The organism is Nitrosospira multiformis (assembly GCF_900110185.1).
GTDB classification, from domain to species: domain Bacteria; phylum Pseudomonadota; class Gammaproteobacteria; order Burkholderiales; family Nitrosomonadaceae; genus Nitrosospira; species Nitrosospira multiformis_A.
On sequence record NZ_FOCT01000011.1, the window covers coordinates 60,126 to 81,730 of the forward strand.

At 53.6% G+C, this 21,605-nt stretch carries 21 protein-coding genes and 1 tRNA gene; 4 read left to right on the plus strand and 18 right to left on the minus strand.

What is annotated here, in order from left to right:
* Positions 1-18 precede the first annotated feature (18 nt).
* The 14 genes from queC to thiO all read right to left on the minus strand — a co-directional run bounded on the left by queC (position 19) and on the right by thiO (position 11,608).
* On the minus strand, positions 19-717 hold the full coding sequence (gene queC, locus BMY01_RS12525) for a 7-cyano-7-deazaguanine synthase QueC (protein ID WP_074747868.1): 699 nt from the start codon (positions 715-717) through the stop codon (positions 19-21).
* Between the two features lie 53 nt (positions 718-770).
* A complete protein-coding gene (gene queE, locus BMY01_RS12530) occupies positions 771-1,475 on the minus strand; it encodes a 7-carboxy-7-deazaguanine synthase QueE (protein ID WP_254772735.1) in 705 nt (234 codons plus the stop codon).
* A gap of 48 nt (positions 1,476-1,523) precedes the next feature.
* The gene (gene ybgF, locus BMY01_RS12535) at positions 1,524-2,438 is read right to left on the minus strand and encodes a tol-pal system protein YbgF (protein ID WP_074747872.1); all 915 of its coding nucleotides are present in this window, start codon (positions 2,436-2,438) and stop codon (positions 1,524-1,526) included.
* 2 nt (positions 2,439-2,440) lie between these two features.
* Positions 2,441-2,968 carry a peptidoglycan-associated lipoprotein Pal gene (pal, locus tag BMY01_RS12540; protein ID WP_074747874.1) on the minus strand — a complete coding sequence of 176 codons (528 nt, stop codon included), beginning with the start codon at positions 2,966-2,968 and terminating at the stop codon, positions 2,441-2,443.
* A gap of 38 nt (positions 2,969-3,006) precedes the next feature.
* Positions 3,007-4,332, minus strand: a complete 1,326-nt coding sequence (gene tolB / locus BMY01_RS12545) for a Tol-Pal system beta propeller repeat protein TolB (RefSeq protein WP_139176913.1) — start codon at positions 4,330-4,332, stop codon at positions 3,007-3,009.
* Between the two features lie 31 nt (positions 4,333-4,363).
* Complete coding sequence (tolA, locus tag BMY01_RS12550) at positions 4,364-5,443, minus strand: cell envelope integrity protein TolA (protein WP_074747877.1); 1,080 nt, start codon at positions 5,441-5,443, stop codon at positions 4,364-4,366.
* Between the two features lie 199 nt (positions 5,444-5,642).
* Positions 5,643-6,029, minus strand: a complete 387-nt coding sequence (gene tolR, locus BMY01_RS12555; protein WP_074747880.1) for a protein TolR — start codon at positions 6,027-6,029, stop codon at positions 5,643-5,645.
* A 65-nt stretch (positions 6,030-6,094) separates the two neighbouring features.
* Positions 6,095-6,781: a protein TolQ gene (gene tolQ, locus BMY01_RS12560; RefSeq protein ID WP_011381996.1), complete on the minus strand. Its 687-nt coding sequence runs from the start codon at positions 6,779-6,781 to the stop codon at positions 6,095-6,097.
* Complete coding sequence (gene ybgC, locus BMY01_RS12565; protein WP_074747883.1) at positions 6,778-7,200, minus strand: tol-pal system-associated acyl-CoA thioesterase; 423 nt, start codon at positions 7,198-7,200, stop codon at positions 6,778-6,780. The genes tolQ and ybgC overlap by 4 nt, the downstream gene beginning before the upstream one ends.
* 80 nt (positions 7,201-7,280) lie before the next feature.
* On the minus strand, positions 7,281-8,324 hold the full coding sequence (gene ruvB, locus BMY01_RS12570; RefSeq protein ID WP_074747886.1) for a Holliday junction branch migration DNA helicase RuvB: 1,044 nt from the start codon (positions 8,322-8,324) through the stop codon (positions 7,281-7,283).
* Between the two features lie 136 nt (positions 8,325-8,460).
* Positions 8,461-9,054, minus strand: a complete 594-nt coding sequence (gene ruvA, locus BMY01_RS12575; protein ID WP_074747889.1) for a Holliday junction branch migration protein RuvA — start codon at positions 9,052-9,054, stop codon at positions 8,461-8,463.
* Positions 9,051-9,569 carry a crossover junction endodeoxyribonuclease RuvC gene (ruvC, locus tag BMY01_RS12580; protein ID WP_074747891.1) on the minus strand — a complete coding sequence of 173 codons (519 nt, stop codon included), beginning with the start codon at positions 9,567-9,569 and terminating at the stop codon, positions 9,051-9,053. The genes ruvA and ruvC overlap by 4 nt, the downstream gene beginning before the upstream one ends.
* A gap of 39 nt (positions 9,570-9,608) precedes the next feature.
* Entirely contained in the window at positions 9,609-10,331 is a 723-nt protein-coding gene (locus BMY01_RS12585) for a YebC/PmpR family DNA-binding transcriptional regulator (protein ID WP_074747894.1), read from the minus strand.
* Between the two features lie 149 nt (positions 10,332-10,480).
* Entirely contained in the window at positions 10,481-11,608 is a 1,128-nt protein-coding gene (gene thiO / locus BMY01_RS12590; RefSeq protein WP_074747897.1) for a glycine oxidase ThiO, read from the minus strand.
* A gap of 161 nt (positions 11,609-11,769) precedes the next feature.
* Here thiO and BMY01_RS12595 point away from each other — a divergent pair.
* A tRNA-Lys gene (locus tag BMY01_RS12595) sits at positions 11,770-11,845 on the plus strand.
* A 336-nt stretch (positions 11,846-12,181) separates the two neighbouring features.
* Here the strand turns inward: BMY01_RS12595 and BMY01_RS12600 are convergent.
* From BMY01_RS12600 to BMY01_RS12610, 3 genes are read right to left on the minus strand one after another with little or no spacing between them, the layout of a single operon-like run.
* Positions 12,182-12,829 (minus strand): GNA1162 family protein, encoded by a 648-nt coding sequence (locus tag BMY01_RS12600; protein WP_074747900.1) that lies wholly within the window; start codon positions 12,827-12,829, stop codon positions 12,182-12,184.
* Entirely contained in the window at positions 12,826-13,266 is a 441-nt protein-coding gene (locus BMY01_RS12605) for a DUF4810 domain-containing protein (RefSeq protein ID WP_074747903.1), read from the minus strand. Before BMY01_RS12605 ends, BMY01_RS12600 begins: the two co-directional genes overlap by 4 nt.
* 6 nt (positions 13,267-13,272) lie before the next feature.
* Positions 13,273-13,947 (minus strand): CsgG/HfaB family protein, encoded by a 675-nt coding sequence (locus BMY01_RS12610; RefSeq protein ID WP_074748017.1) that lies wholly within the window; start codon positions 13,945-13,947, stop codon positions 13,273-13,275.
* A 929-nt stretch (positions 13,948-14,876) separates the two neighbouring features.
* Between BMY01_RS12610 and BMY01_RS12620 the strand changes: the two genes are divergently transcribed.
* The gene (locus BMY01_RS12620) at positions 14,877-15,434 is read left to right on the plus strand and encodes an SRPBCC family protein (RefSeq protein ID WP_074748020.1); all 558 of its coding nucleotides are present in this window, start codon (positions 14,877-14,879) and stop codon (positions 15,432-15,434) included.
* Between the two features lie 606 nt (positions 15,435-16,040).
* Here BMY01_RS12620 and BMY01_RS12625 read toward each other — a convergent pair.
* Positions 16,041-16,370, minus strand: coding sequence for a hypothetical protein (locus tag BMY01_RS12625; protein WP_074747909.1), 330 nt, complete (start codon positions 16,368-16,370; stop codon positions 16,041-16,043).
* Positions 16,371-16,791: 421 nt separating this feature from the next.
* On the opposite strand from BMY01_RS12625, the gene BMY01_RS12630 reads away from it, so the two are divergent.
* Together BMY01_RS12630 and dnaE are read left to right on the plus strand one after the other, a co-directional pair.
* Positions 16,792-17,790 (plus strand): YheT family hydrolase, encoded by a 999-nt coding sequence (locus tag BMY01_RS12630; protein ID WP_175463262.1) that lies wholly within the window; start codon positions 16,792-16,794, stop codon positions 17,788-17,790.
* A 231-nt stretch (positions 17,791-18,021) separates the two neighbouring features.
* Entirely contained in the window at positions 18,022-21,546 is a 3,525-nt protein-coding gene (dnaE, locus tag BMY01_RS12635) for a DNA polymerase III subunit alpha (RefSeq protein ID WP_074748026.1), read from the plus strand.
* The last annotated feature ends 59 nt before the right edge of the window (positions 21,547-21,605 follow it).

Below are 21,605 nucleotides of genomic sequence, written 5' to 3' on the forward strand. Positions count from 1 at the left end.
ATACCTTCTGTTTGAGTATCAGGGAGCAGTCGCCTGCCTGAAACCTGCGTGATAACGCGTTACGTCGGGAACATTCGCCGATTCAAAGCCCGCCCGTCGTAACCGGCAGGAATCACATACGCCACAGGCCAATCCAGCATCGTCCGCCTGATAGCAGGAAACGGTCATGCTGTAGTCAACGCCCAGCACGCATCCCCTCTTTATGATCTCCGCCTTCGACAAGTTCATGAGAGGCGCGTGAATAGTGAGGCGTGCCCCTTCAGTCCCGGCTTTTGTCGCGATGTTCGCCATGGTTTCAAAGGCTTCGATATATTCAGGACGGCAATCGGGATAGCCGGAATAGTCAATTGCGTTAACCCCGATGAAAATATCTCCGCTCCCGAGCACTTCGGCCCAGGCCAGGGCAAGGGAAAGCATGATGGTATTACGCGCGGGTACGTAAGTGCTCGGGATGCCGGGCGTAATCCCGTCCGTCGGAATTTCACGCTCTTTGTCGATAAGCGCGGAACCCCCGAATGTGGAAAGATCCACTTGAATGACTTTATGGGCCGCGGCACCCAAGGAGTGGGCAAGATTTTTTGCCGCCGCGAGCTCCGCGCTGTGGCGCTGGCCGTAGCTCACACTCAAGGCATAGCACTCATATCCTTGCTGGCGAGCGATAGCAAGGACGGTGGCCGAGTCCAGACCTCCTGACAACAGGACGACTGCCTTAACCATAAAGTTGTAAAAAACGAGTCACGACGCGGTCTATTTTACCCCGTTAGTACCCGTTATCGTCCCGGGCCCTCCCCCCACAGCAATTTGTGCAACTGAACCTGCATGCGCACGGGCAACCGATCCCGTAAGATCCATTCCGCAAGGACAGTCGCGTCCAGTTTGCCATGTACGGGAGAAAACAATACAGGACAAGTACGGTCCAACCGATGCTTACCCATCATCTCGATCGCCCACCGGTAATCGCCTTCGTCACAGAGCACAAACTTTACCTCGTCATGGCTTGTAAGGTACTGAATGTTGCTCCAGAGATTTTTTTCCACCTCTCCGGAACCGGGCGTTTTGAGGTCCAGGATTCTGGACACGCGCTCATCCACTTTGGATATATCCAGGACACCGCTGGTTTCCAGTGATACCGAATAACCCGTATCACACAGCAATCGAAGCAAAGTCATGCACTCTTTTTGAGCCAGAGGCTCGCCCCCTGTCACGGTAACATGACGCGTCCCATGCCTTGCCACCTCCAACAGAATAGCGGCAAGGGAGAGGCGCTCGCCCTCATGGAACGCATAAGCAGTATCACAGTAGCCGCAGCGCAGGGGACAACCGGTGAGCCGCACGAAAACAGTCGGTAATCCTACACGACTGGTTTCTCCCTGCAGGGATAGAAAAATCTCGTTGACCCGCAAGCTTGCCGCTTCCGCGGAAGATGGAATCTTTCTGGACAGATGTGGGGAATCCGGGGACAGGGTCTGAACCATATATACAGGACGGAAGCCGGCAGGAAAATGTCCTGCCGGCACATACCGCTATTTGATACTGGTTAACCGCCGTTTGGCTTTGTCTGCTGCGTCGCTGCCGGGATATTTGACGATGACGCTTTCCAGAGTTGTCCGGGCGGCATCTTTTTTATTCAGCTCCAACTGGCTGCTGGCTATGTTGAGCATCGCATCCGGTACTTTGGGGCTGTCCGGATAGATTTTGATCAGCGTTTCCTGTGCGGCAACGGCATTCTTGAACTCGCGCAATGCATAAAAGGAATTTCCGATCCAGTAGTGGGCGCTGGCAGCAAAACTCGATTCGGGATAAGACCTGAGAAAACTGTTGAAACTGGATATGGCTTCCTTGTACTTACCTGTCTTGAACAGATCGTATCCGCTCTCATAGGCGCGGCCATCGGAGCCATCGGCGACAGGATTCCTGTTGGCAGGCGTACCGTATTCGGACGAAGCGGCAGAAGCCGAGGCAGGAGCAGCAGCGGACGCAGTTCCTTTCACTCCCTGACTGGAATTCGGACCTGCGTTGGAATCAATGGCGGAGCTGGATGCAGCGGGGGAGGACATCCCCGATCTGGGCGCGGTCGTCCCATCGGCTCCTTCCGCCTGCTCCAGCCGCCTGAGCCGGTTATCGAGATCAACGTAGAAATCCCGCTGCCGTTTCTGCGCCAGTTCATTTTCATTGACCAGCACTTCTATCTGGCCCTGTAACCTGTTCAGATCGAGCCGCAGGCTTTCTATCTGGTTGTGAAGTTCCAGCAATGGCCGGCTACCGAGATCTTCTTCGAGCCTGCTAACACGAGATTCCAACGTTTGTCCCTGATTCCTCAGTTCGCCCATCGCCTGCTGCGCGACCATGCGGCGCGGCGCCCTGTCATCATCGAAGGTTCTCGCATGAACCGAACTACAGACAATCAGAACCGACAGCAGGAAAGCGCGCTGGAGCATGATTATTCACCCTGATAACGGATATCCACGCGGCGGTTTTCAGCCCATGCAGCTTCGTCATGGCCCATTGCATGGGGTTTTTCCTCGCCGAGGCTCACGGCTTCAATCTGCCCCTCCTGGGCACCTGAGAGGGTCATTGCATACTTGACCGCGTCCGCACGGCGCTGGCCCAACGCCAGGTTATACTCGCGACTGCCACGCTCGTCCGTATTTCCCTGCAGCAACACCCTGGCATTGGAATGCTCACGCAGATACTTCGCATGTGCCGCGACCAGAGATCTGAATTCATCCTTTACTACATAGCTGTCGAAATCGAAATAAATGCTGCGCTTGGAAAGAATGCTGTTCGGATCGGTAAGCGGATTGAGGGTTGGAGATGTGTAATCCTCAGCCTGCATGCCCTCTCTTTGCGCGGCGGCAGCATCCCTGGATCGATCTCTATCTTCCATATCCGCGTCGCCGGGCTGCTTTGTCTGGCTGGCGCATGCCGTCAACAGGCTGATCAATAACACGCCCAAAACTTTTTTCATTTCTATTCCCTTTTAGGTTAGCCAAAAATACACTGGAATTACTGCAGACGCCGTAGCGGACCCCACGCCGGTTCTCTTATATCACCCGTCTGCGTTGAAAGCTGCTGCCGAGTTCTCCCGTCACTCGAAACCGCGGATAATATACCACGACCCCGTATTTCAGTTGCATAAAGAACCATTCTGCCGTTAGGGGCAAAGCTTGGCGATTCGTCGAATTTCGAATCCGTGAGCAACCGCACCTGCCCGCTCGCAAAGTCCTGAATCGCCACGTTGAATCTATCGCCGCTGCGGTGGATAAAAGTAAAACCTTTTCCATCAGGACTGTAACGCGGACTCACGTTGTAGCTTCCTTCGAAAGTAAGACGTTCCGCAACTTTGGATACACCTCCTGTGACAGGCATCCGATAAATTTGAGGGCTGCCGCCACGGTCAGAAGTGAAAATGATATAACGGCCGTCCGGCGAAAAACTTGGCTCGGTATCGATGCCGGAACTCTGAGTAAGGCGCTGGAGTCCGCCGCCATCGGAGTTGATCAGAAAGATTTGCGACCCACCCATTACAGATAGCACAACCGCAAGCTTCTTGCCATCGGGGGACCATGCCGGCGCACTATTGCTCCCCCTGAAATTTGCGACCGCCTTGCGCGTCCGGGTCGCAAGGGTCTGAACGTAAACCACCGGCTTCTTGTTCTCGAAAGATACATATGCAAGTCGGGTGCCGTCCGGGGACCAGGCCGGCGATATGATCGGCTCCGTATATTCTATGACTGGCTGGGCATTGAACCCGTCTGCATCTGCCACCTGGAGCGAGTATTTCTTCCCCTGCTTGATCACATAGGCAATACGAGTGCTGAACACGCCGACGTCACCGGTCAGCTTTTCGTAGATCATGTCGGCAATGCGGTGGGCGGCAGCACGTAGCTGCTCCGGTGGCACTGTCTCGACATAACTTCCCAGTTCTGCCTGCCTTGCCACATCCAGCAACCGCACGCGGATCGATATCTGCCCTCCGGAGACGGGTATCGCGGTACCAATGGCGAGCGCGCTCGCACCCCGATTGATCCAATCCGGGAACGAAACCTCGACCGGCTCATGCGGTCGCAGTCCTCCGGTATCGACCAGCTTAAATAGTCCTGTACGTTGCAGATCCGCCGAAATGACGGGTGTAAGGCTTTGCGCACCGAGTCTCTCCTCTCCCGAAAAGGGAACTATCGCGACAGGAATCTGGTTGGCGCCTCCACCGAAAATTTCGATGTTGAGAGCGGCCTGCACTGGCGAGCAGACCAGCCACAAAAAGAACAAAACGGCAGCATAGCCGGAAAGTTTATGCGAGCGGGACGGCATGGGCAGCATAGCAATGGCCATAAGTTAATTTTGAAACAACAGATTATACCAGTCATTCAAGGTAATGCACCTTGACACTCAAGTTGCGGAACTTCGGAAAAAGCGCAGGATCGGGCGGCAGCGGCAGCGGCTTGGACAAGGCAATAGCCCGCTCTACCGCACTGTCGAAAGCGGCGAATCCACTGCTCTTGCGCAGCCTGACATCAAGGATATCGCCCCCCGGAAGCACAGTAACATCGAACTCGACAACCGGATTTCCAGGCAGATCCTGCGGCATCACGATATTCCTTCTTATCTTGGCCAGGATTCTCGCCTTATATTCGTCAATCTCCTTCGCCAGCCGCGCTTGCGCTGCCGCCTCGGCCTGAAGCCTGTCGCGTTCTTCCTGTTCGCGCCGAAGTTGCTCCACTTCTGCTGCAACCCGCGCCTGCTGTTCTTTCTCCCTCCGTTCCTTCTCGGCTTTTTCCTTTCGTTCTTTCTCCTTCTGCTCCTTCTCTTTCCGTTCCTTTTCCCTTTGTTCTTCTTCCTTGCGCTCCTTCTCTTTCCGTTCCTTCTCGGCTTTTTCCTTTCGTTCTTTCTCCTTCTGCTCCTTCTCTTTCCGCTCCTTTTCTCTTTGTTCTTCTTCCTTGCGCTCCTTCTCTTTCCGCTCCTTCTCGGCTTTTTCTTTCCGTTCTTTTTCCCTCTGCTCCTGTTCTTTTTTCTCCTGCAGTTCTTTTTCCTTACGCTCTTTTTCCTTACGCTCTTTCTCCTTACGCTCTTTCTCCAGTTGCAGCTTGTTTTCTACCGGTTTTTTTTCCGGCTTGGGTTTCTCGGTTTTTTCCTTTATGGCGATATCAGGTTTAGAGGGAGGCGGCGTTTCCGGCTTGAGCGGTTCCGGCTTGGGCAGCGGTTTTGTTTCAGGTGGCTTTACCTCCGGAGCCGGCTCAACCGGCTTGGGCGGCGGGGGAGGCGCTGTCTTTGCCGGTGCAGGTGGAAGGCTGCTCCATAAATCCACCATCATCCCTTCCGGTGACTCGGTTTTCCAATTGAGACCGAAAATCAGGAAAGCGAAAAAAACGAGGTGAACCAGCACTGCCAGCACTGCCGCCGGCACTCGCCCTGGTTCAGGTCGAACGAATTTTCTCAACGCCATGGCATTCGTATTCGTTGTGGGCGTCTAACTCAAACTTACAAGCACGCTCATTCAGCAGTCTGGGGGGAAACACAAGTTCCAGCGTCGAAATACGCTGAATGAGCAGAAGCACGTCCAGAAACACGTCTTTTGCGAGCAACGAAAGCTTGCAACGGACGACTGCAAAGATAACTGCAAATTCGAATTTTCAGAAGTGTGCTCATTTCGATCTGGCTAGCAGTCCCACCTTCTTCACCTGCTGCTGCTGCAGAATATCCATTACGTTCATCACTTCCTCGTAGCGCACATTTTTGTCGCCGGCAATCACCACCGGCTGTTCGGCATTTTCCGCCTGTTTCTGTTTGATCACCTCAACAAGCTCCTTACGACTGACCTGCTTCTCGCCCTCTCTGGCAGAGCGATCATTCAGTGCCAGAACACCGTTGGCCTTGACAATCACCTCGAGCGGAGCAACCGGCGGGGATAGCGACTTGCCAACCTGCGGCAGCTCAATCTCGCCCGGAGTGATAAGCGGCGCCGTGATCATGAAAATGACGAGCAGCACCAGCATCACGTCAATGTAGGGTACTACGTTTATCTCGTTCATCAGGCGCCTTCTGGCGCGCCGCTCAGTCACAGTCTCCGCTCTCCAAAATTATCCTATTTACGTTCCTAACCGCCGGCCTGCCGCTGCAGAACATTCGACATTTCTTCCATGAAGCTCTCGAACCGCGTGGCCAGCCTGTCCATGCTGCTGGCATAGCGGTTATAAGCGATAACCGCGGGGATCGCGGCAAACAGGCCCATGGCGGTGGCAATCAGCGCCTCGGCAATCCCTGGCGCAACATGGGCGATGGTGGCTTGGGCGACATTGGACAAACCGCGAAATGAATTCATGATGCCCCAGACGGTACCGAACAATCCCACATATGGGCTTACGGAGCCGACCGTCGCAAGGAACGAGAGATGCGATTCAAGACGATCCATTTCGCGTTGATAGGTCGCCCGCATGGCACGACGAGTACTGTCCATGGCCGTGCCGGTATCCATTCCCGGCTGACGCCTGTGCTTCATGAATTCCCGGAAACCTGCCTCGAAGATCCGCTCCATGCTGCCCGCGGTATGACGGGAAGCAGCAGCGCTCTGGAAAAGCGCGTTGAGATCGGTTCCTTTCCAGAAAACATTCTCGAATTCATCGCACTGTCTCTCCGCCTCGCGGATGACAAACAGTTTGCGAAAAATGTACCACCATGACATCAGTGAAGCGATCACCAGCAACAGCATCACCAGCTGCACCGGCAAGCTCGCGCTGCCGACGAGCTGAAAAAGGGACATATCCTGGCTAACAGTCGGACTCATGATAATTTTCCAAGCTTGAGGCGCAAGGCAGCAGGGACGCTCACCGGTTTCAGACTATCCACTCCCACGCACACCGCCTGCACGGTAGCGGCAGCGAGCGTAACATCGCCCCGCAAGACCCGTTGCGCGATCGTGATGCGGCTTCTGCCCAGTTCCACTGCCTGCGCCGTAATGTGCAGCAAGTCATCCAGCAGGGCCGGCTTAAAGTATTCAATGCCAAGCGAACGTACCATGAAAATCACCTTATGAATCTGACTTAATGAATGAATATCGAACCCCAATTCGCGTAACCACTCGTAGCGGGCACGCTCCATGAAATCGAGATAAGTTGAATGATAAACCACGCCGCCTGCATCGGTATCCTGATAATAGACGCGGACGGGTAAAGAAAAGGGAATCTCGGAACCTGAGTAAGACATCTCTATCTGATCAATTGAGAAATCGATGCCGACATCGCGACCAGTTCGCCGGCTGCTACGATTGCATCACGGGAAATTTACTACTGATTCTCATCCCACAAATCCCCGCTGAGTCCATTCCTCGGCAGGGCCAGGCCAAAATGCTGATACGCGATGGACGTCGCCATCCGTCCGCGCGGCGTGCGCTTCATATACCCTTGCTGGATCAGGTAGGGCTCGAGTACGTCTTCTATGGTTCCGCGCTCTTCGCTGATGGCGGCGGCAAGGTTATCGACACCAACCGGACCGCCGCCGAATTTTTCCATTACGGTGAGAAGCAGCTTTCTATCCATCACATCGAGTCCGATTGCATCTACGTCCAGCATGAGCAGGGCAGCGTCGGCCACCTGCCGGTTGATACGGCCCTCCGCCTTGACTTCTGCGAAGTCACGCACACGTCGTAAAAGACGATTGACAACGCGAGGCGTTCCACGCGAACGACGCGCAATTTCAGTGGCACCATCGGGAGAGATGTCTGCTCCTAACAAGGCGGCGGAGCGCATAACGATCTGGGTGAGTTCTTCGACGGAGTAAAATTCCAGGCGCGAGATGATGCCAAAACGATCACGTAGCGGATTGGTCAACATGCCGGCGCGGGTCGTCGCGCCGACCAGGGTAAAAGGCGGCAAATCAAGCTTGACCGAACGGGCCGCAGGGCCTTCTCCGATCATGATGTCTAGCTGGTAATCCTCCAGTGCCGGATAGAGAATTTCCTCCACGACCGGGGAGAGACGATGGATTTCATCTATGAACAAAACATCGTTTGGTTCGAGATTGGTCAGCAGGGCCGCAAGATCGCCTGGACGTTCCAGCACCGGGCCGGAGGTCTGGCGCAGCCCCACGCCCATCTCCTTGGCAATGATGTGGGCAAGGGTGGTTTTACCAAGGCCGGGTGGACCAAACAGCAGTACATGATCGAGCGCTTCCCTGCGCCGCCTGGCCGCCTCGATGAATATCTGCAACTGCCCACGAATTTTTTCCTGGCCTATGTATTCGGCCAGATGCTTCGGCCGCAGCGCCCGCTCCAGATCCTCTTCTTTTAAAGAGATGGGTGCAGGGGTAATCAAGCGGTCTGTTTCTATCATTCCCAATTCAAAAAGCGGCTATCTCCGCCAGGTTTTCTGCTGATCGAATTGAATTGCACGGGCAAATTCATATCAGGAAATCGGCGACCGGAGCGGTAATCCGAAGGACGGGATTTCTCCACTGCCTACAAAGACGTTATTTCTCTTTTGACAAGAGCTTCAATGCCTGTCTTATGCCGTCCGAAACGGAAAGGTCCACGGATAGCTGACTGACCGCCCAATTGGCCTCGCGATCATTATACCCTAGAGACAACAGGGCATTCAGCACATCGCTTCCCATCGTTGAAGGCCGTCGGGCTCCCGCTGCGCCCGGAATCGCGGACACGGCCAGGTCAAGTTTGTCGCGCAATTCCAGCAGCAAGCGCTCGGCTGTCTTCTTGCCGATGCCGGGAATCCTGATCAGACGGGCAGGATCCTGCTCGGACACGGCCTGATGCAAGTCAGTCACGCTCAAACCGGATAGCAAAGCAAGCGCGGTTCTCGCCCCAACACCGGAAATTTTTACGAGTTGGCGAAAAACCTGCCGCTCGCCTTCCGTAGCGAAACCGAAAAGCAAATGCACGTCTTCGCGCACGACGAAATGAGTGTGGAGCGTGATTTGCGTCCCGACGGCCGGCAGGTTGTAGAACGTGCTCATGGGTACGTCGATCTCATAACCCACACCCTGGACGTCAACCAGCACTAGCGGGGGAAATTTTTCCAGCAGGAGCCCGCTTATTCTGCCGATCATATGAGGCGCCCCCGTTTTACCCGGTAACCGGCGGTCGACAGGGCACCGAGCCCCAAGCCTCCATGGGCATGGCAAATAGCACAGGCAAGGGCGTCAGCGGCATCCGTTGCAGGCTGGCCGGTGAGGCGCAATAGCCGTCTTACCATTTCCTGTACCTGTTCTTTCCGGGCATGGCCTTCGCCGACCACCGCCTGCTTGATCTGTAGCGCCGTATACTCTGCAACGGACAGATTATTCAGCACTGCCGTGCATATCGCCGCTCCGCGCGCCTGCCCGAGCATCAAGGTGGATTTGGGATTGACATTGACAAACACCTGCTCGATCGCGACATGATCAGGCTTGTGCTCCGCGATGACTTCGTTGAGGTGATCCATGATGGATTTGAGACGCAACGGCAATTCACCCTCAACTGTCCTGATGCGGCCACTGCTGACGTAGACCAGTTTGCCACCGGTCTTGTCGATGATTCCAAAACCGGTTAGCCGCAGCCCTGGGTCTATGCCTAGTATACGGATTTTATTGCCTTTTTATTTTCCTGTCGGAAAAAAACCTGCTCAGTCGATCACCGCGGTTGTATAGACTTCCTGTACATCGTCGATGCTTTCCAAAGCATCGAGCAGCTTTTGCATTTTTACCGAATCGTCCCCGATCAATTCGGTTTCATTGACGGGCTTCATGGTCACTTCGGACAACTCTGCCTTGAACCCTGCTTTTTCCAACGCTTCCTTCACCGCGACAAATTCATACGGCGCGGTGATGACTTCGATGCTGCCATCATCATTGCTGATAATGTCCTCGGCGCCGGCTTCCAGGGCTACTTCCATCAGTTTGTCTTCATCCGTGCCCGGGGCAAACAGCAACTGGCCACAGTGCTTGAAAAGAAAAACTACCGAACCATCCGTGCCGAGATTACCGCCGTATTTGGTAAAAGCGTGACGCACGTCCGCCACGGTACGCACGCGATTGTCGGTCATGCAATCGACCAGCACAGCCGCACCGGCAATGCCGTAACCTTCGTAGCGTATTTCTTCGTAATTCACACCCTCCAGATCGCCACTCCCACGCTTGATCGCGCGCTCGATATTTTCCTTGGGCATGTTCTGTTCATAAGCCTTATCGACGGCCAGACGCAATCGCGGATTGCTGTTCGGATCTCCGCCGCCGAGTCTCGCGGCAACGGTAATTTCCTTGATGAGACGGGTGAAAATCTTGCCACGCTTCGCATCCTGCGCGGCTTTCTTGTGCTTGATATTAGCCCACTTGCTGTGACCAGCCATAATTCTATGCCCTGAGTTCTTTATTGAGTCCTTTACTGAAGTGGTGCAATGTTATCACCCCCCGTCCCCAGCATAAAGCCGACAAGAATGAGTTCCGCAAGCTGCCTCCCTGGTCGATAACCGGACTTATTGGATTCAAGCTTACCGGTTCAAATCGGCCACTGATAGGAGGTCACATCGAGCGACTGGAGTTTGCCCAGAATCATGTTCGCGATAAGCTGCGCGCTGCCGGGTGCCATGGTGACACCGTAGCGATAATGACCGCTGTTGAGATACAGGTTGGAGATCGCTGGATGCATGGAAATCACAGGTATGTTATGAGGGGAAGCCGGCCGGAGGCCTGCCCAATGCGCGACGATCATCTCTTCAGCAAGAACAGGAACCAGGGCTTGCGCCCTGGCAAGCAATGTTTCCCGCGCTTCGGGCGTCGTACTTTTGTCGAAACCGGCTTCCTCCAGGGTGCTGCCTGCAAGTATGTGCCCGTCCCGGCGGGGGATGAGATAAAAATTGTCCCGCTCGTCGAACACCATCGGCTCGAGCAATCCTGGCTGAGCCTTGAACAACAGAATCTGGCCGCGGACCGGCCAGGCTTCCAGCGCTGCCGCATGCTCGGCAAGAAGCCGCCTGCTCCATGCCCCTGCGGCAACAACATACTGCCCTGCGGAACGACGCTCGCCCGCCACGGTACTGATGGATTGGACATGTCCCCGCTCGATCTTCCACCCGGCAACCTCGGCATGCTCCACAACTTTACCGCCAAGCGCCTTCACCGCCTTTATCAACGCCTGCAGCAAACGCGGATTTCTTACCTGGCATACTTCGGGCAGCCAGAGCGCAGCCGTGTCGCGCATGAGCGAAGGGGCTATTTGCCTGGATTGAACTTCCTGCACGGGTATGGCATGACGAGCGCACCAGCGCTTGGCCAGAAGCATCCGGCTGCACTTATCAAACGTCCCCGGCTCGACATAGGCCTGGGAGGATGAATCGGGCAGCACCAGCATGCCGCTGGCCTGATATTCCGGATCGACGCCCGTTTCCGCCTGCAACGCGTCAACAAATCGGGGAAACAGATGAGTACTAAACTGTGTAAGCCGTGTAACCGCTTGCGGATAATCCCATGGCAACAACGGCGAGAGTATGCCGGCACCCGCCCAGGATGCTTCCTGACCGCAAAGATTGCGCTCAAGTACGGTAACTGTCGCGCCCGAACGCAATAATTCCCACGCGGTGGCAAGCCCGGCAATTCCGCCACCCATCACGATCACATCGCTGCTCAAAAATTATTTCCTTAACAAGCCTCCGCACAGAATAACAAAAGCGGTTCCGTGATGAAACGCAATTCGAGCAGCTGTTTACAAGACCGATTGCTCTACAAGGTGGTCAAAAAACTTTATATCGGGAGAGTGAGTCGGTATAATGCACGTCCCCTCGCACCTATGGGCCGTTAGCTCAGCCGGTAGAGCAGCGGACTTTTAATCCGTTGGTCGGCAGTTCGAATCTGCCACGGCCTACCAGAAAAACAATTAGTTACGGAATATCTTATGTAACTCGTTTTTCTTTTCCCCAAAATGTAACCGTTTTGTAACCCGAATTTACAAAAATTGTATAGATTTATGAACGGGAGACTAGGCGAGCGGTTTCCATATATAACGTTAAATACTTAACTTGTGGTAATAAAAAACCCGCCGAAGCGGGTTTTTTATTACGCTGCCGCTGCTCGATGCAAGGGACTTAATGAGAATCACAGCGGCGGATTGTGCCTTAACACGTAAACGTGCTTCCTTCTAATACCTCATGACCTTTTCGCTGTAACTCGTGCAATATCGAGGCTCTGAATATCGCGTTTTTGTTTAAAACTTATCCCGATCCTTGCCGTATTCCAGGTTGTAAGGGCCAGCCGGCAAGCCCTTCGGAGCTATAAAAGCCTGATCGTTTGCCCGCCGCGCGAGTGGCAGGTAATCTGTTGCCATTGCGTTTACCGCCGCTGCCACCGCCATCCCTATCAATCCACCCCCTGCCCCGCCTGAGCTATGGACAACCTTTTGTGTTGATTGCCATAAAAGAGTGCCTGTCCTTGTATCCTTCAGCTCATAGTCCATTTCGACCGTTACGGTGGAGGCAAGAACAATGTATTTGCTGCTCCAGTCTTTAATGGTAATGAAGAGGGCCGCATCCGCACCAAACAGCTCATACAGGCGTTGGGTAGGAAGCAGGTGAATGTGTCCTGCCTCCGCAAGGCCGAAGTCTCGCAGGACAAGATCACTCAGGTAGACGGGGAAAACATAATAGCCCCGTTCGGCCAAAGGCCTGGTTATTGTTGAAACAAAAACGGGTGAAGCGCTGATTTCCGTTGTGTTGTTAACGACCGGGACAACCAGGATCGAGCGCGGCTGATGGGCATAGAACGCTGCGAGATCATTTTTTTCCGGTTGTATCGCACAACTTGAAAGCAGGCTCACCATGTATATGGTAGTAATTGTGATGAAAATCCCTTTCATGGCTTGGCACCAATATTCACAGTAGCGTTGGTTTGCGTTTTTTCCCCCGCCTCTTTTTCCTTTTGTTGGACGCGCTCAATCAATTTAGTCATAAAGGCACTCGACTCGGGAAACATCCGCTTTTCTTTTTCAAAGTATGAGATCGCTCCCTCACGATCACCTCGTTTGAAAAGCACAAAGCCGTAGTCGGCGTAGGCACCCGGAGGAACCTTTAAATTCTGTTGCTCAGCAGCGCTAATGGTCTCGAACAGATAAACATCTGCCTCTGCATGGTTCTGACCTACGTAACGTTCATGGAGTCCGTCTTCAAATTTTCCCCAATGGTAGATTGAAGGTCCTGCACAGCCCGCTAGCGAGCTTGCGAGGATGCCGGAAAGGCATAACTTGAAAAAAATTCTAGCCGCATGGGGACGAGTGAAGCCTTTTACTGTTCGCATGATCGACTATTGCATCTGGTTACGGCGTGCTTCAAGCGTTGCCATAACATTGTTCATCATGTTGACGATGGCAGCATCAATGGCCTTGCCTTCCAGAGTCGAATCGAATCCGGTAGCTCCTCCAAAGCCCAGGGTGCTGCTGGAGGACAAATCCGCCTCGCCTGCACCTTCCTGAGTGTAAAAAACTTGCCCGGTTTTGGGATCAACCAGCCTCAATACCACACGCGCACGTGCACGCTGGGTCTTGCTTTTGCCAATCAGCCACGTATTACCGGTGGTGTCTCTGCCCAATTCAGCGACTGAGCCCATGATGAGGGCGTCTACTCCCATCAGGTTCTGTTTGAACTGTTCTTTGCTTAACCCCATCAGATCGGCTTCCGCGGCCAGTTTCCCGATATCCTGCCGCTCGACGACGTTGAAGCGCTGTGTTGCTACAAGATGACGCGCAAGCAGGTCAGATGCTTGCTTGCCGATTCTGTCACCCGAGGCATCTGTGAAAAGCCCACTTCCGTAAACAGATTCATTAGTAAAACGGGCAATCCCTACTGTCATACGCTGATTTGCAGGCAATGGGCTTGCGACAACTCGGGGGCCGGGATCCTTGACGCCTTCCTGAACAGTGCGGGTGGGTGCACAGGCAGCGACCATCAGAATGGTGGCAATTAGCAATATTCTTTTCATTTGTCCTTCTTTAAGGTTGGCACTTGAATTGGGATAGATATGCATACAGCACTAACTCATACTCATCCGTAAAAATTCGGCATTCTACTCTTTTTGCAATAACAACAACGCGCTCTATTTTATGTCTCAGTGCAGAGTCAGCAATTGGACGTAAGTACAGTATGGTCAAGGGAGGCGCTGGTAAAATCGTAGCGGGCTGGCTACAAACTGGCCGATATACTGCTTGCCGAGACTACGGCAGAGCAGATTGCCGAATGTGCAAGAGTGCGCGCGTTAAATCTTGCTCATTATCAGGTGAGGCATGGAGAACTGACCTGAAGGAGATCCTGCCAATCGTTGATCTGACAGAACCAACAAGACCCGGGGAAAACCGTAGACTGACGGGATGGAAATACGGGACGGGTACCCGGAACTGTCGGAGCAGTCCTGGGAGAGATAAACATTGGTGCTTGCACAGATGCGTAACCTTCACTGGGAAGCACTGTCTTGGGGATTGACAAAAACGGCAAAGGCCGCGATTGGCTTGCGAACTCAGCCGCGACCAATACGCAGCAGCCTCAAGCCAAGGCGACCCTTGGACGAGGATTGTACACCACGCTCTCAGCCCAGGCTCAGCTATTCAGTCATGATGGTGTTAGCAACTCTTTCGTGTTGTTGTCTGGAGCTGGACGATTGAGCGGCCCTATTGATCACCTTAGCCAACTCCCTTGGATGCTCTGGAATGAGTTTCTATTGCCAGTATTTTTACGAATTTTAAGGATGCCAGACAATAAGCGCGGTACGGCAACATTTACCTACCCGCCTAGAATAAACTTGTCAAACCACTTTCCAATCCAAGCGAACACATCCAAAAACGGTAACGGCCTCTTCTCTTGTAAGACCCAATGAGAAATGCTTCCTTCTTGCTATTTCTGTGGTCAATGCCATTCATGGCAGGATCGTCAGCAGCCTCGCCTCAGGGTAGAGACATTGAAGTTCAGGTCAGCATGGTCGGGGAAAACATTATTATTGATCTTAATTTTACCGTGTCAGCAAGCCAGCAGGAGGTCTGGGACGTGCTCACCGACTTCGACAGTATGGCTGATTTTGTCTCCAACTTGAAGGAGAGCAAGGTTGTCAGTGTTTCTGAAGACAAGTTTACTATTTTCCAGAGCGGCACTGCCACTTACGGCCCCATCCGCTATCCGTTCGAGTCAACACGGGAAGTAAGATTGATCCCTTACCATAAGATATTGACGCATTTGATTAGTGGCAACATGCACAAATTGGAAGGTACTACTTACCTGACTGATGAGGCCGGAGGGACTCGCGTGGTTCATCGTACTGAGGCTATCCCGAAAGTCTGGATTCCTGCGGTAGTGGGAAAGGTGTTTATCGAGCATGAAGTGCGGGAACAGTTCAATGAAATGAGAAATGAAATAATCAGGAGGAAGAGGGCAGTCCTTAAAGAAAGGGCAGAGAGAAACACGACGAACGATGTTCAATGAACGCAGCTGGTGAATGTGATTGCGTGCAGGGGGCGAAGTAAGTCTGCACTGGGGGCGGCGAAACCGGAAGAATTGCGGTAATGAGGATAATAGCGAGCGGCGGATCAAGTAAGGCAGTAACCTGGGCCATCGCTAAATGAAGAAGCCGGGGCACCTGACCCACACGCAGAGGGCGGGTTACAAGCACACCGGCCGTTGAGTCACTCGCTCCGAGTTCCATGCAGTTGGAAAAACATCCTTCCCCAGAGCTCTACTCAGATTCCAAGAAAACCGGTTTTTATTCTTTCCGTCCGTCTTTGGTGAGAAAGAACCAAAGAGCGACCGCACCTATACCAGCTACAAGAATTGCCATTTCCATGATTACCTCCTGTACGGATTAGATGTCAAGAATATAACCTGCTTGCTGACCCTGTACTGCTTTATCAAGGAGAGCAAACGCGCGCGAAAAAACTTCGCTCGCACAGTCTTAGACGCGAATCATTGGAAAAATTCCCTGCGAAAACAAAAATCTTGGGCTGAGCTTGAATTTATGACGGGAATGTCTGCGCCAGTCCTACTTATGTCCGGATTGCAGAAATGCGGAAATGGAAACTGGACCGGACGCCACTAAAATTTTATGCGGGAACTGATGGTCTCGTATATCTTTGAACTGAATGCGGTCGCCTGCTGGATAATCTCCCGCTCGGATGGGTCCTTGATCTTTCCTGTCTTCGTCAGCTTTTCGCCGACCCTGTAGCCGTTCGCCCACGCTGCGTCGCAAATGGGGTCACCAAAAACATGCTTCTTTTCGGCAATGTGTGCGGCTAATCCGCTCAGGAATTTGTCGTTTGTGCCTGAAAAATAACCCCCTATCGTACACAGCTTGTAATCCTCTTCGTTAGCGGTAACGGTGCTGGAAAAAACCGCCAAAAAAAATAACAAAAACAGGTTTTTCATGCTGCTCCTTAAAGATTCAGATTCATGATTTGTCGTTCAGCGGGGCTTGAGGGATGAAGATCAACCGAGATGGACGAAATATTGTTTCTCTTCCCGGCGTCCCGGCAACTTCAAAATAGGCAACTGCAAAATGGAAGTGCGGAGGTACATCTATTATAGTACTGCTGTCCCGCTGTGCGATACAGATCGTCCTGCCTTCAGTCGATTCATGGAGCTGGACTCTTGTCTGTAATGGATGCCAGCAACAATCAGGAGCACAAGGAAATCTTCAGCTGGACCATCGGCTTTTTTTATTGCTATATTTAAAACGTGTCGAGCGTGAAAGTTCCGTCATTCAGAGATGGCAAGAATTATAAGACCTGATGTGAAAACATTCCTTTCCTCCCTATCCATTCAACCAGCAAGACCTTATGTCGCCCCGATGTGGCTGCGGGGCGGCCATGCCCAAACCATCTATCCCTATTTTCTTGCCCGCCCTTCGATTCCCTACCGGCGCGAGCGCTGGGAACTGGACGATGGGGATTTCATCGATATCGACTGGCTGGAGGGCGCGATGGACGCACCTCTGATAGTGCTGTTTCATGGCCTCGAAGGAAGCTCGAACAGCCATTATGTCGTAAGCACCATGGCCCTGTTTCGCGAGATAGGCTGGCGCGCGGCGGTGGTACATTTTCGGGGCTGCTCCGGTTCACCGAATCGGCTGCCACGCGCCTATCATGCGGGCGATTCGGCAGAGATCCACTGGATATTGGAGCGCATCAATATCAGAGAAAGGCAGTCCGGCAGGCAACACTCTTCGATTTATGCGGTCGGGGTATCGCTGGGAGGCAACGCACTGCTGAAATGGCTGGGTGAGCAGGGCAGGCAGGCGTGCCGGTTGATCGATGGAGTTGTGGCCGTTTCCGTGCCCCTCGATCTTGCTGCTGCGGGGAATGCTCTCGCTTCCGGCTTCAATCTGCTCTACACACGTCATTTTCTTGATACGCTCAAGCGCAAGGCGGTCGGAAAACTTGATCTCTTTCCGGATTTGTTCGATCCGGCCGCAGTCGGCGCCTGTACTACGCTGTATGAGTTCGATAATCTCGTAACCGCGCCGCTCCATGGTTTTCGTAATGCGGAGGACTATTGGAATCAATCGAGCAGCAAACCCTGGCTCAAGTACATTGAGGTGCCTACACTCATTGTAAATGCGATCAATGACCCGTTCATGCCGCCGCATGCCTTGCCCACGAGTGGAGATGTTTCTTCCATGGTCGTCCTGGAATATCCGAACGAGGGGGGGCATGTAGGCTTCCTCGATTCTCCGTTTCCCGGCAGGCTGACCTGGTTGCCGGAAAGAATCGTCAGCTTTTTTGGCGAGCAAGGGAGTCGGATCGTGCTGCAAACCGGCGAAGCAATGCCGGCCACCCAGATTTCCTGACCACGATTTTCGTCGCAGTTTTTCGTCGCACCTTCCGGACTTCCCCCTTCAGAAATACTGCCGTGCCGATACCGAACTCGGACTTCGGAATAGCATTCGATCAGAAACTGTTGTCCTCGGCGAGACCTTAATGCGGGTTAACTGGTGTAAAATACTCCATGAAATTTAGCCGGCTTCCCGCAAGTCGGCTTGCTGCCACAGTCCCTAACCTTTCGCCGCACCAGTCCTCCAGTGTCTGCTCCAACAACGTTTATTCATCTACGGTTGCACAGTGAATATTCCGTAGTAGACGGCATCGTCCGCATAGACGAGGCAGTGGCCAAAGCCGTTGCCGAGGGAATGCCAGCCCTGGCGCTGACCGATCTCTCGAACCTGTTCGGCCTCATCAAGTTTTACCAGGAGGCGCGCAATAAAGGACTCAAGCCGATTGTCGGCTGCGATGTGTGGATCAGTAACGACATTGATCGGGACAAATCCTCTCGAATACTGCTGCTGTGTCAATCCTATCCCGGCTATCTCGCGCTGTGCCGCCTGTTATCGCGCGCCTACCGGGAAAATCAGTATCGGGGGCGGGCGGAAATCAGGAAATCCTGGTTAAGCGACAGCGACCTCGGAACGGAAGGCCTGATTGCTCTTTCAGGCGCCAATCTGGGCGACATAGGCCTGGCGCTTATACACAACGACTTGGATCAGGCCCGTACCCTTGCCCAAGAGTGGGCGGAACTCTTCCCCGATCGCTTCTATATCGAAGTGCAACGGGCAGGGCACGCCAACACAGAAGCGCTGGTGCAACGTTCCCTTGCTTTGGCGGCGGCCTTACGCATCCCGGTGGTGGCAACGCACCCGGTGCAATACCTGAATCCGGAAGACTACCGCGCCCACGAAGCCCGGGTCTGCATTTCACAAGGCTACGTACTGGGCGATCGCCGCCGGGTAAAGCATTGCACCGAGGAGCAATATTTCAAAACCCAGGCGGAAATGAGCGTCTTATTTGCCGACATACCTTCGGCACTTGCCAATACCGTGGAAGTTGCCAAGCGATGCAATCTTGCCTTGGAATTGGGAACCAATCGCCTTCCCCAGTTTCCGACCCCGAATAACGAAAGCCTGGATTTGTACCTGCGCCACCAGGCCAGCGCAGGTCTGGAAAAACGCATGCGAGCACTTTTTCCTAATCCCGATCGACGCGCTGCGGAGATGCCAAAGTATCGCGCTCGGCTGGATTTCGAAGCCGATACTATCGTGCAAATGGGTTTTGCCGGATATTTTCTGATCGTGGCTGATTTTATCAACTGGGCCAAGCAGAATGACGTGCCAGTCGGGCCGGGACGGGGTTCCGGAGCGGGTTCGCTGGTTGCTTATTCCCTCGGCATTACCGATCTGGACCCACTCCGCTATGATCTGTTGTTCGAGCGCTTTCTCAATCCCGAACGCGTCTCCATGCCCGACTTCGATATCGACTTCTGCCAGGACGGGCGCGAACATGTCATCGAATATGTGAAACAGAAATACGGGGCCGAGAGCGTTTCGCAGATCGCCACTTTCGGCACCATGGCGGCCAAGGCGGTGGTAAGGGATGTGGGCCGGGTGCTGGACCTGCCTTATAACTTTGTCGATCAGCTGGCAAAGCTGGTTCCTTTCGAACTGGGCATGACGCTGAAAAAAGCGCGGGAGGAAGAGCCGCAATTGAATCAACGGGCAGAAGTGGAGGAGGAGGTTCGCAATCTGCTCGAGTTGGCCGAACGACTGGAGGGACTGACGCGCAATGTGGGCATGCACGCGGGAGGTGTGCTGATTGCCGCGGGAAAGATTACCGATTTCTGCCCTGTATATTGCGCCGACGGGGGGGAATCGGTCGTAAGCCAGCTTGATAAAGATGATGTGGAGAAAATTGGCCTGGTGAAGTTCGATTTTCTGGGATTGAGGACTTTAACCATACTCGACTGGAGCGTACGGTATATCCGGCAGCGCAAGTCGGGCAAGACAGAGAACAGTTCCGAAACTCAATCGTTTTCGCTCGAGAACCTCCCGCTGGATGACCCCGATACCTACGCACTGATGCGACAAGGCAACGCTGTGGGAATCTTCCAGTTCGAATCACGCGGCATGAAGGACCTTTTGCAGAAAGCCAGGCCGGACCGGTTCGAAGACATCATCGCCCTGGTAGCCCTGTACCGTCCCGGACCGATGTCGCTGATCCCGGAGTTTATCGAACGCAAGCATGGCAAGCGAGTAGTGGAATATCTCGACCCTCGCCTGAAACCGATACTCGAGCCCACCTATGGAATCATGGTCTATCAGGAACAGGTGATGCAGATCGCACAGGTGATAGGCGGATACAGTCTCGGCAGCGCCGACCTGCTGCGTCGGGCAATGGGCAAGAAAAAGCCCGAGGAAATGGCTTTGCAGCGCGATATCTTCGTGTCAGGAGCAGTGAAGAATGGGCTGACAGAGGGCGAGGCGGCTGAATTGTTCGACCTGATGGAAAAATTCGCCGGCTATGGATTCAACAAATCCCATGCAGCCGCTTATGCGCTGATAGCCTTCCAGACCGCCTACCTGAAAGCGCATTATCCGTCTGAATTCATGGCGGCCACCTTGTCCGCCGACATGGATGATACGGACAAGGTACACATATTTTTTGAGGACAGCATTGCCAATGGGCTGGTTATCCTGCCTCCCGATATCAACCTGTCCGGTTATCGCTTTGTCCCGGTAGACGAGAAGACCATACGGTATGGACTGGGGGCAATAAAAGGAACAGGAGAATCGGCAATAGCCGCTATCATTCAGGCCCGTGAGCAGGGAGGGCCGTTCAGCGACTTGTTCGATTTCTGTCATCGGGTAGACAAACGTATTGTTAATCGACGCGTGGTGGAATCGCTTATACGCGCGGGTGCATTCGATGCTATCAATAACCATCGCGCAGCCTTGCTGGCATCGGTTGGAATCGCCCTCGAATCGGCGGAGCAGGCGGAACGCTCGGTTAACCAGGTAAGCTTGTTTGGGGAGGAAATGGGCATCATCGAGCGTCCGGCCCTAGTCAAGGTGCCCGTATGGCCGGAAAAGGAAACGCTGAAAAATGAAAAACTGGCTCTCGGGCTCTATTTGAGCGGTCATCCCTTCAATGCCTACAGGGAGGAATTGAGTCATTTTGTGCGCACCCGGTTGAATCGACTGGTTCCTCAGCGGGAACCGCAGCTCCTCGCAGGCATCGTATATGCAATACGCACGCAGGTAACCCGGAGGGGCAGAATGGGCGTGATCGTGCTGGATGACGGAAGTCATCAGGTGGAACTGGTTGCATACAACGAGCTGTTCGAGTCTGCCCGCAACTGGTTGAAGGAAGATCAGCTTGTGATCGCGGAAGCAAGAGTCAGTCACAGGATGGGCGATGATGAGTATGGAAACGGACTGCGGATAACTGCCGATGTGCTGTATGATCTGGATAGCGCCCGCTCCCATTTCGCCAGACGAGTGGAAGTACATTGCAATGGATCCTCCAGCGCTACAAGATTAAAAGAACTGCTTGCACCCTACCGGCTCGACGCCGGCGGTGCCGGCACAAAAAAAGGATCTAGCGGTCATTCGAGCGGCGTCAATGCCGAGGTTTGTCCTGTGCGCATCGTCTACCGAAACCAGGATGCCGCCTGCGAGCTCGAACTGGGCGATGCATGGCGTATCCGCCTGCATGAGCCGGCGCTGCAATCTCTGACCGCGCATTTCAAGATGGAAAATGTCAGAATCGTATACTGATGAGCTGCCAGACTATTCCTGGAGAAGATTCGAATGGGAAGCATTCTTGACCCCAGGGA

What these genes read in the sequence shown, in the direction of transcription:
- queC (WP_074747868.1), bottom strand. Translation starts at nt 717, where the DNA reads ATGGTTAAGGCAGTCGTCCTGTTGTCAGGAGGTCTGGACTCGGCCACC.
- queE (WP_254772735.1), bottom strand. Translation starts at nt 1,475, where the DNA reads ATGGTTCAGACCCTGTCCCCGGATTCCCCACATCTGTCCAGAAAGATT.
- ybgF (WP_074747872.1), bottom strand. Translation starts at nt 2,438, where the DNA reads ATGCTCCAGCGCGCTTTCCTGCTGTCGGTTCTGATTGTCTGTAGTTCG.
- pal (WP_074747874.1), bottom strand. Translation starts at nt 2,968, where the DNA reads ATGAAAAAAGTTTTGGGCGTGTTATTGATCAGCCTGTTGACGGCATGC.
- tolB (WP_139176913.1), bottom strand. Translation starts at nt 4,332, where the DNA reads ATGGCCATTGCTATGCTGCCCATGCCGTCCCGCTCGCATAAACTTTCC.
- tolA (WP_074747877.1), bottom strand. Translation starts at nt 5,443, where the DNA reads ATGGCGTTGAGAAAATTCGTTCGACCTGAACCAGGGCGAGTGCCGGCG.
- tolR (WP_074747880.1), bottom strand. Translation starts at nt 6,029, where the DNA reads ATGAACGAGATAAACGTAGTACCCTACATTGACGTGATGCTGGTGCTG.
- tolQ (WP_011381996.1), bottom strand. Translation starts at nt 6,781, where the DNA reads ATGAGTCCGACTGTTAGCCAGGATATGTCCCTTTTTCAGCTCGTCGGC.
- ybgC (WP_074747883.1), bottom strand. Translation starts at nt 7,200, where the DNA reads ATGTCTTACTCAGGTTCCGAGATTCCCTTTTCTTTACCCGTCCGCGTC.
- ruvB (WP_074747886.1), bottom strand. Translation starts at nt 8,324, where the DNA reads ATGATAGAAACAGACCGCTTGATTACCCCTGCACCCATCTCTTTAAAA.
- ruvA (WP_074747889.1), bottom strand. Translation starts at nt 9,054, where the DNA reads ATGATCGGCAGAATAAGCGGGCTCCTGCTGGAAAAATTTCCCCCGCTA.
- BMY01_RS12585 (WP_074747894.1), bottom strand. Translation starts at nt 10,331, where the DNA reads ATGGCTGGTCACAGCAAGTGGGCTAATATCAAGCACAAGAAAGCCGCG.
- BMY01_RS12600 (WP_074747900.1), bottom strand. Translation starts at nt 12,829, where the DNA reads ATGAAAGGGATTTTCATCACAATTACTACCATATACATGGTGAGCCTG.
- BMY01_RS12605 (WP_074747903.1), bottom strand. Translation starts at nt 13,266, where the DNA reads ATGCGAACAGTAAAAGGCTTCACTCGTCCCCATGCGGCTAGAATTTTT.
- BMY01_RS12610 (WP_074748017.1), bottom strand. Translation starts at nt 13,947, where the DNA reads ATGAAAAGAATATTGCTAATTGCCACCATTCTGATGGTCGCTGCCTGT.
- BMY01_RS12620 (WP_074748020.1), top strand. Translation starts at nt 14,877, where the DNA reads ATGGCAGGATCGTCAGCAGCCTCGCCTCAGGGTAGAGACATTGAAGTT.
- BMY01_RS12625 (WP_074747909.1), bottom strand. Translation starts at nt 16,370, where the DNA reads ATGAAAAACCTGTTTTTGTTATTTTTTTTGGCGGTTTTTTCCAGCACC.
- BMY01_RS12630 (WP_175463262.1), top strand. Translation starts at nt 16,792, where the DNA reads ATGTGGCTGCGGGGCGGCCATGCCCAAACCATCTATCCCTATTTTCTT.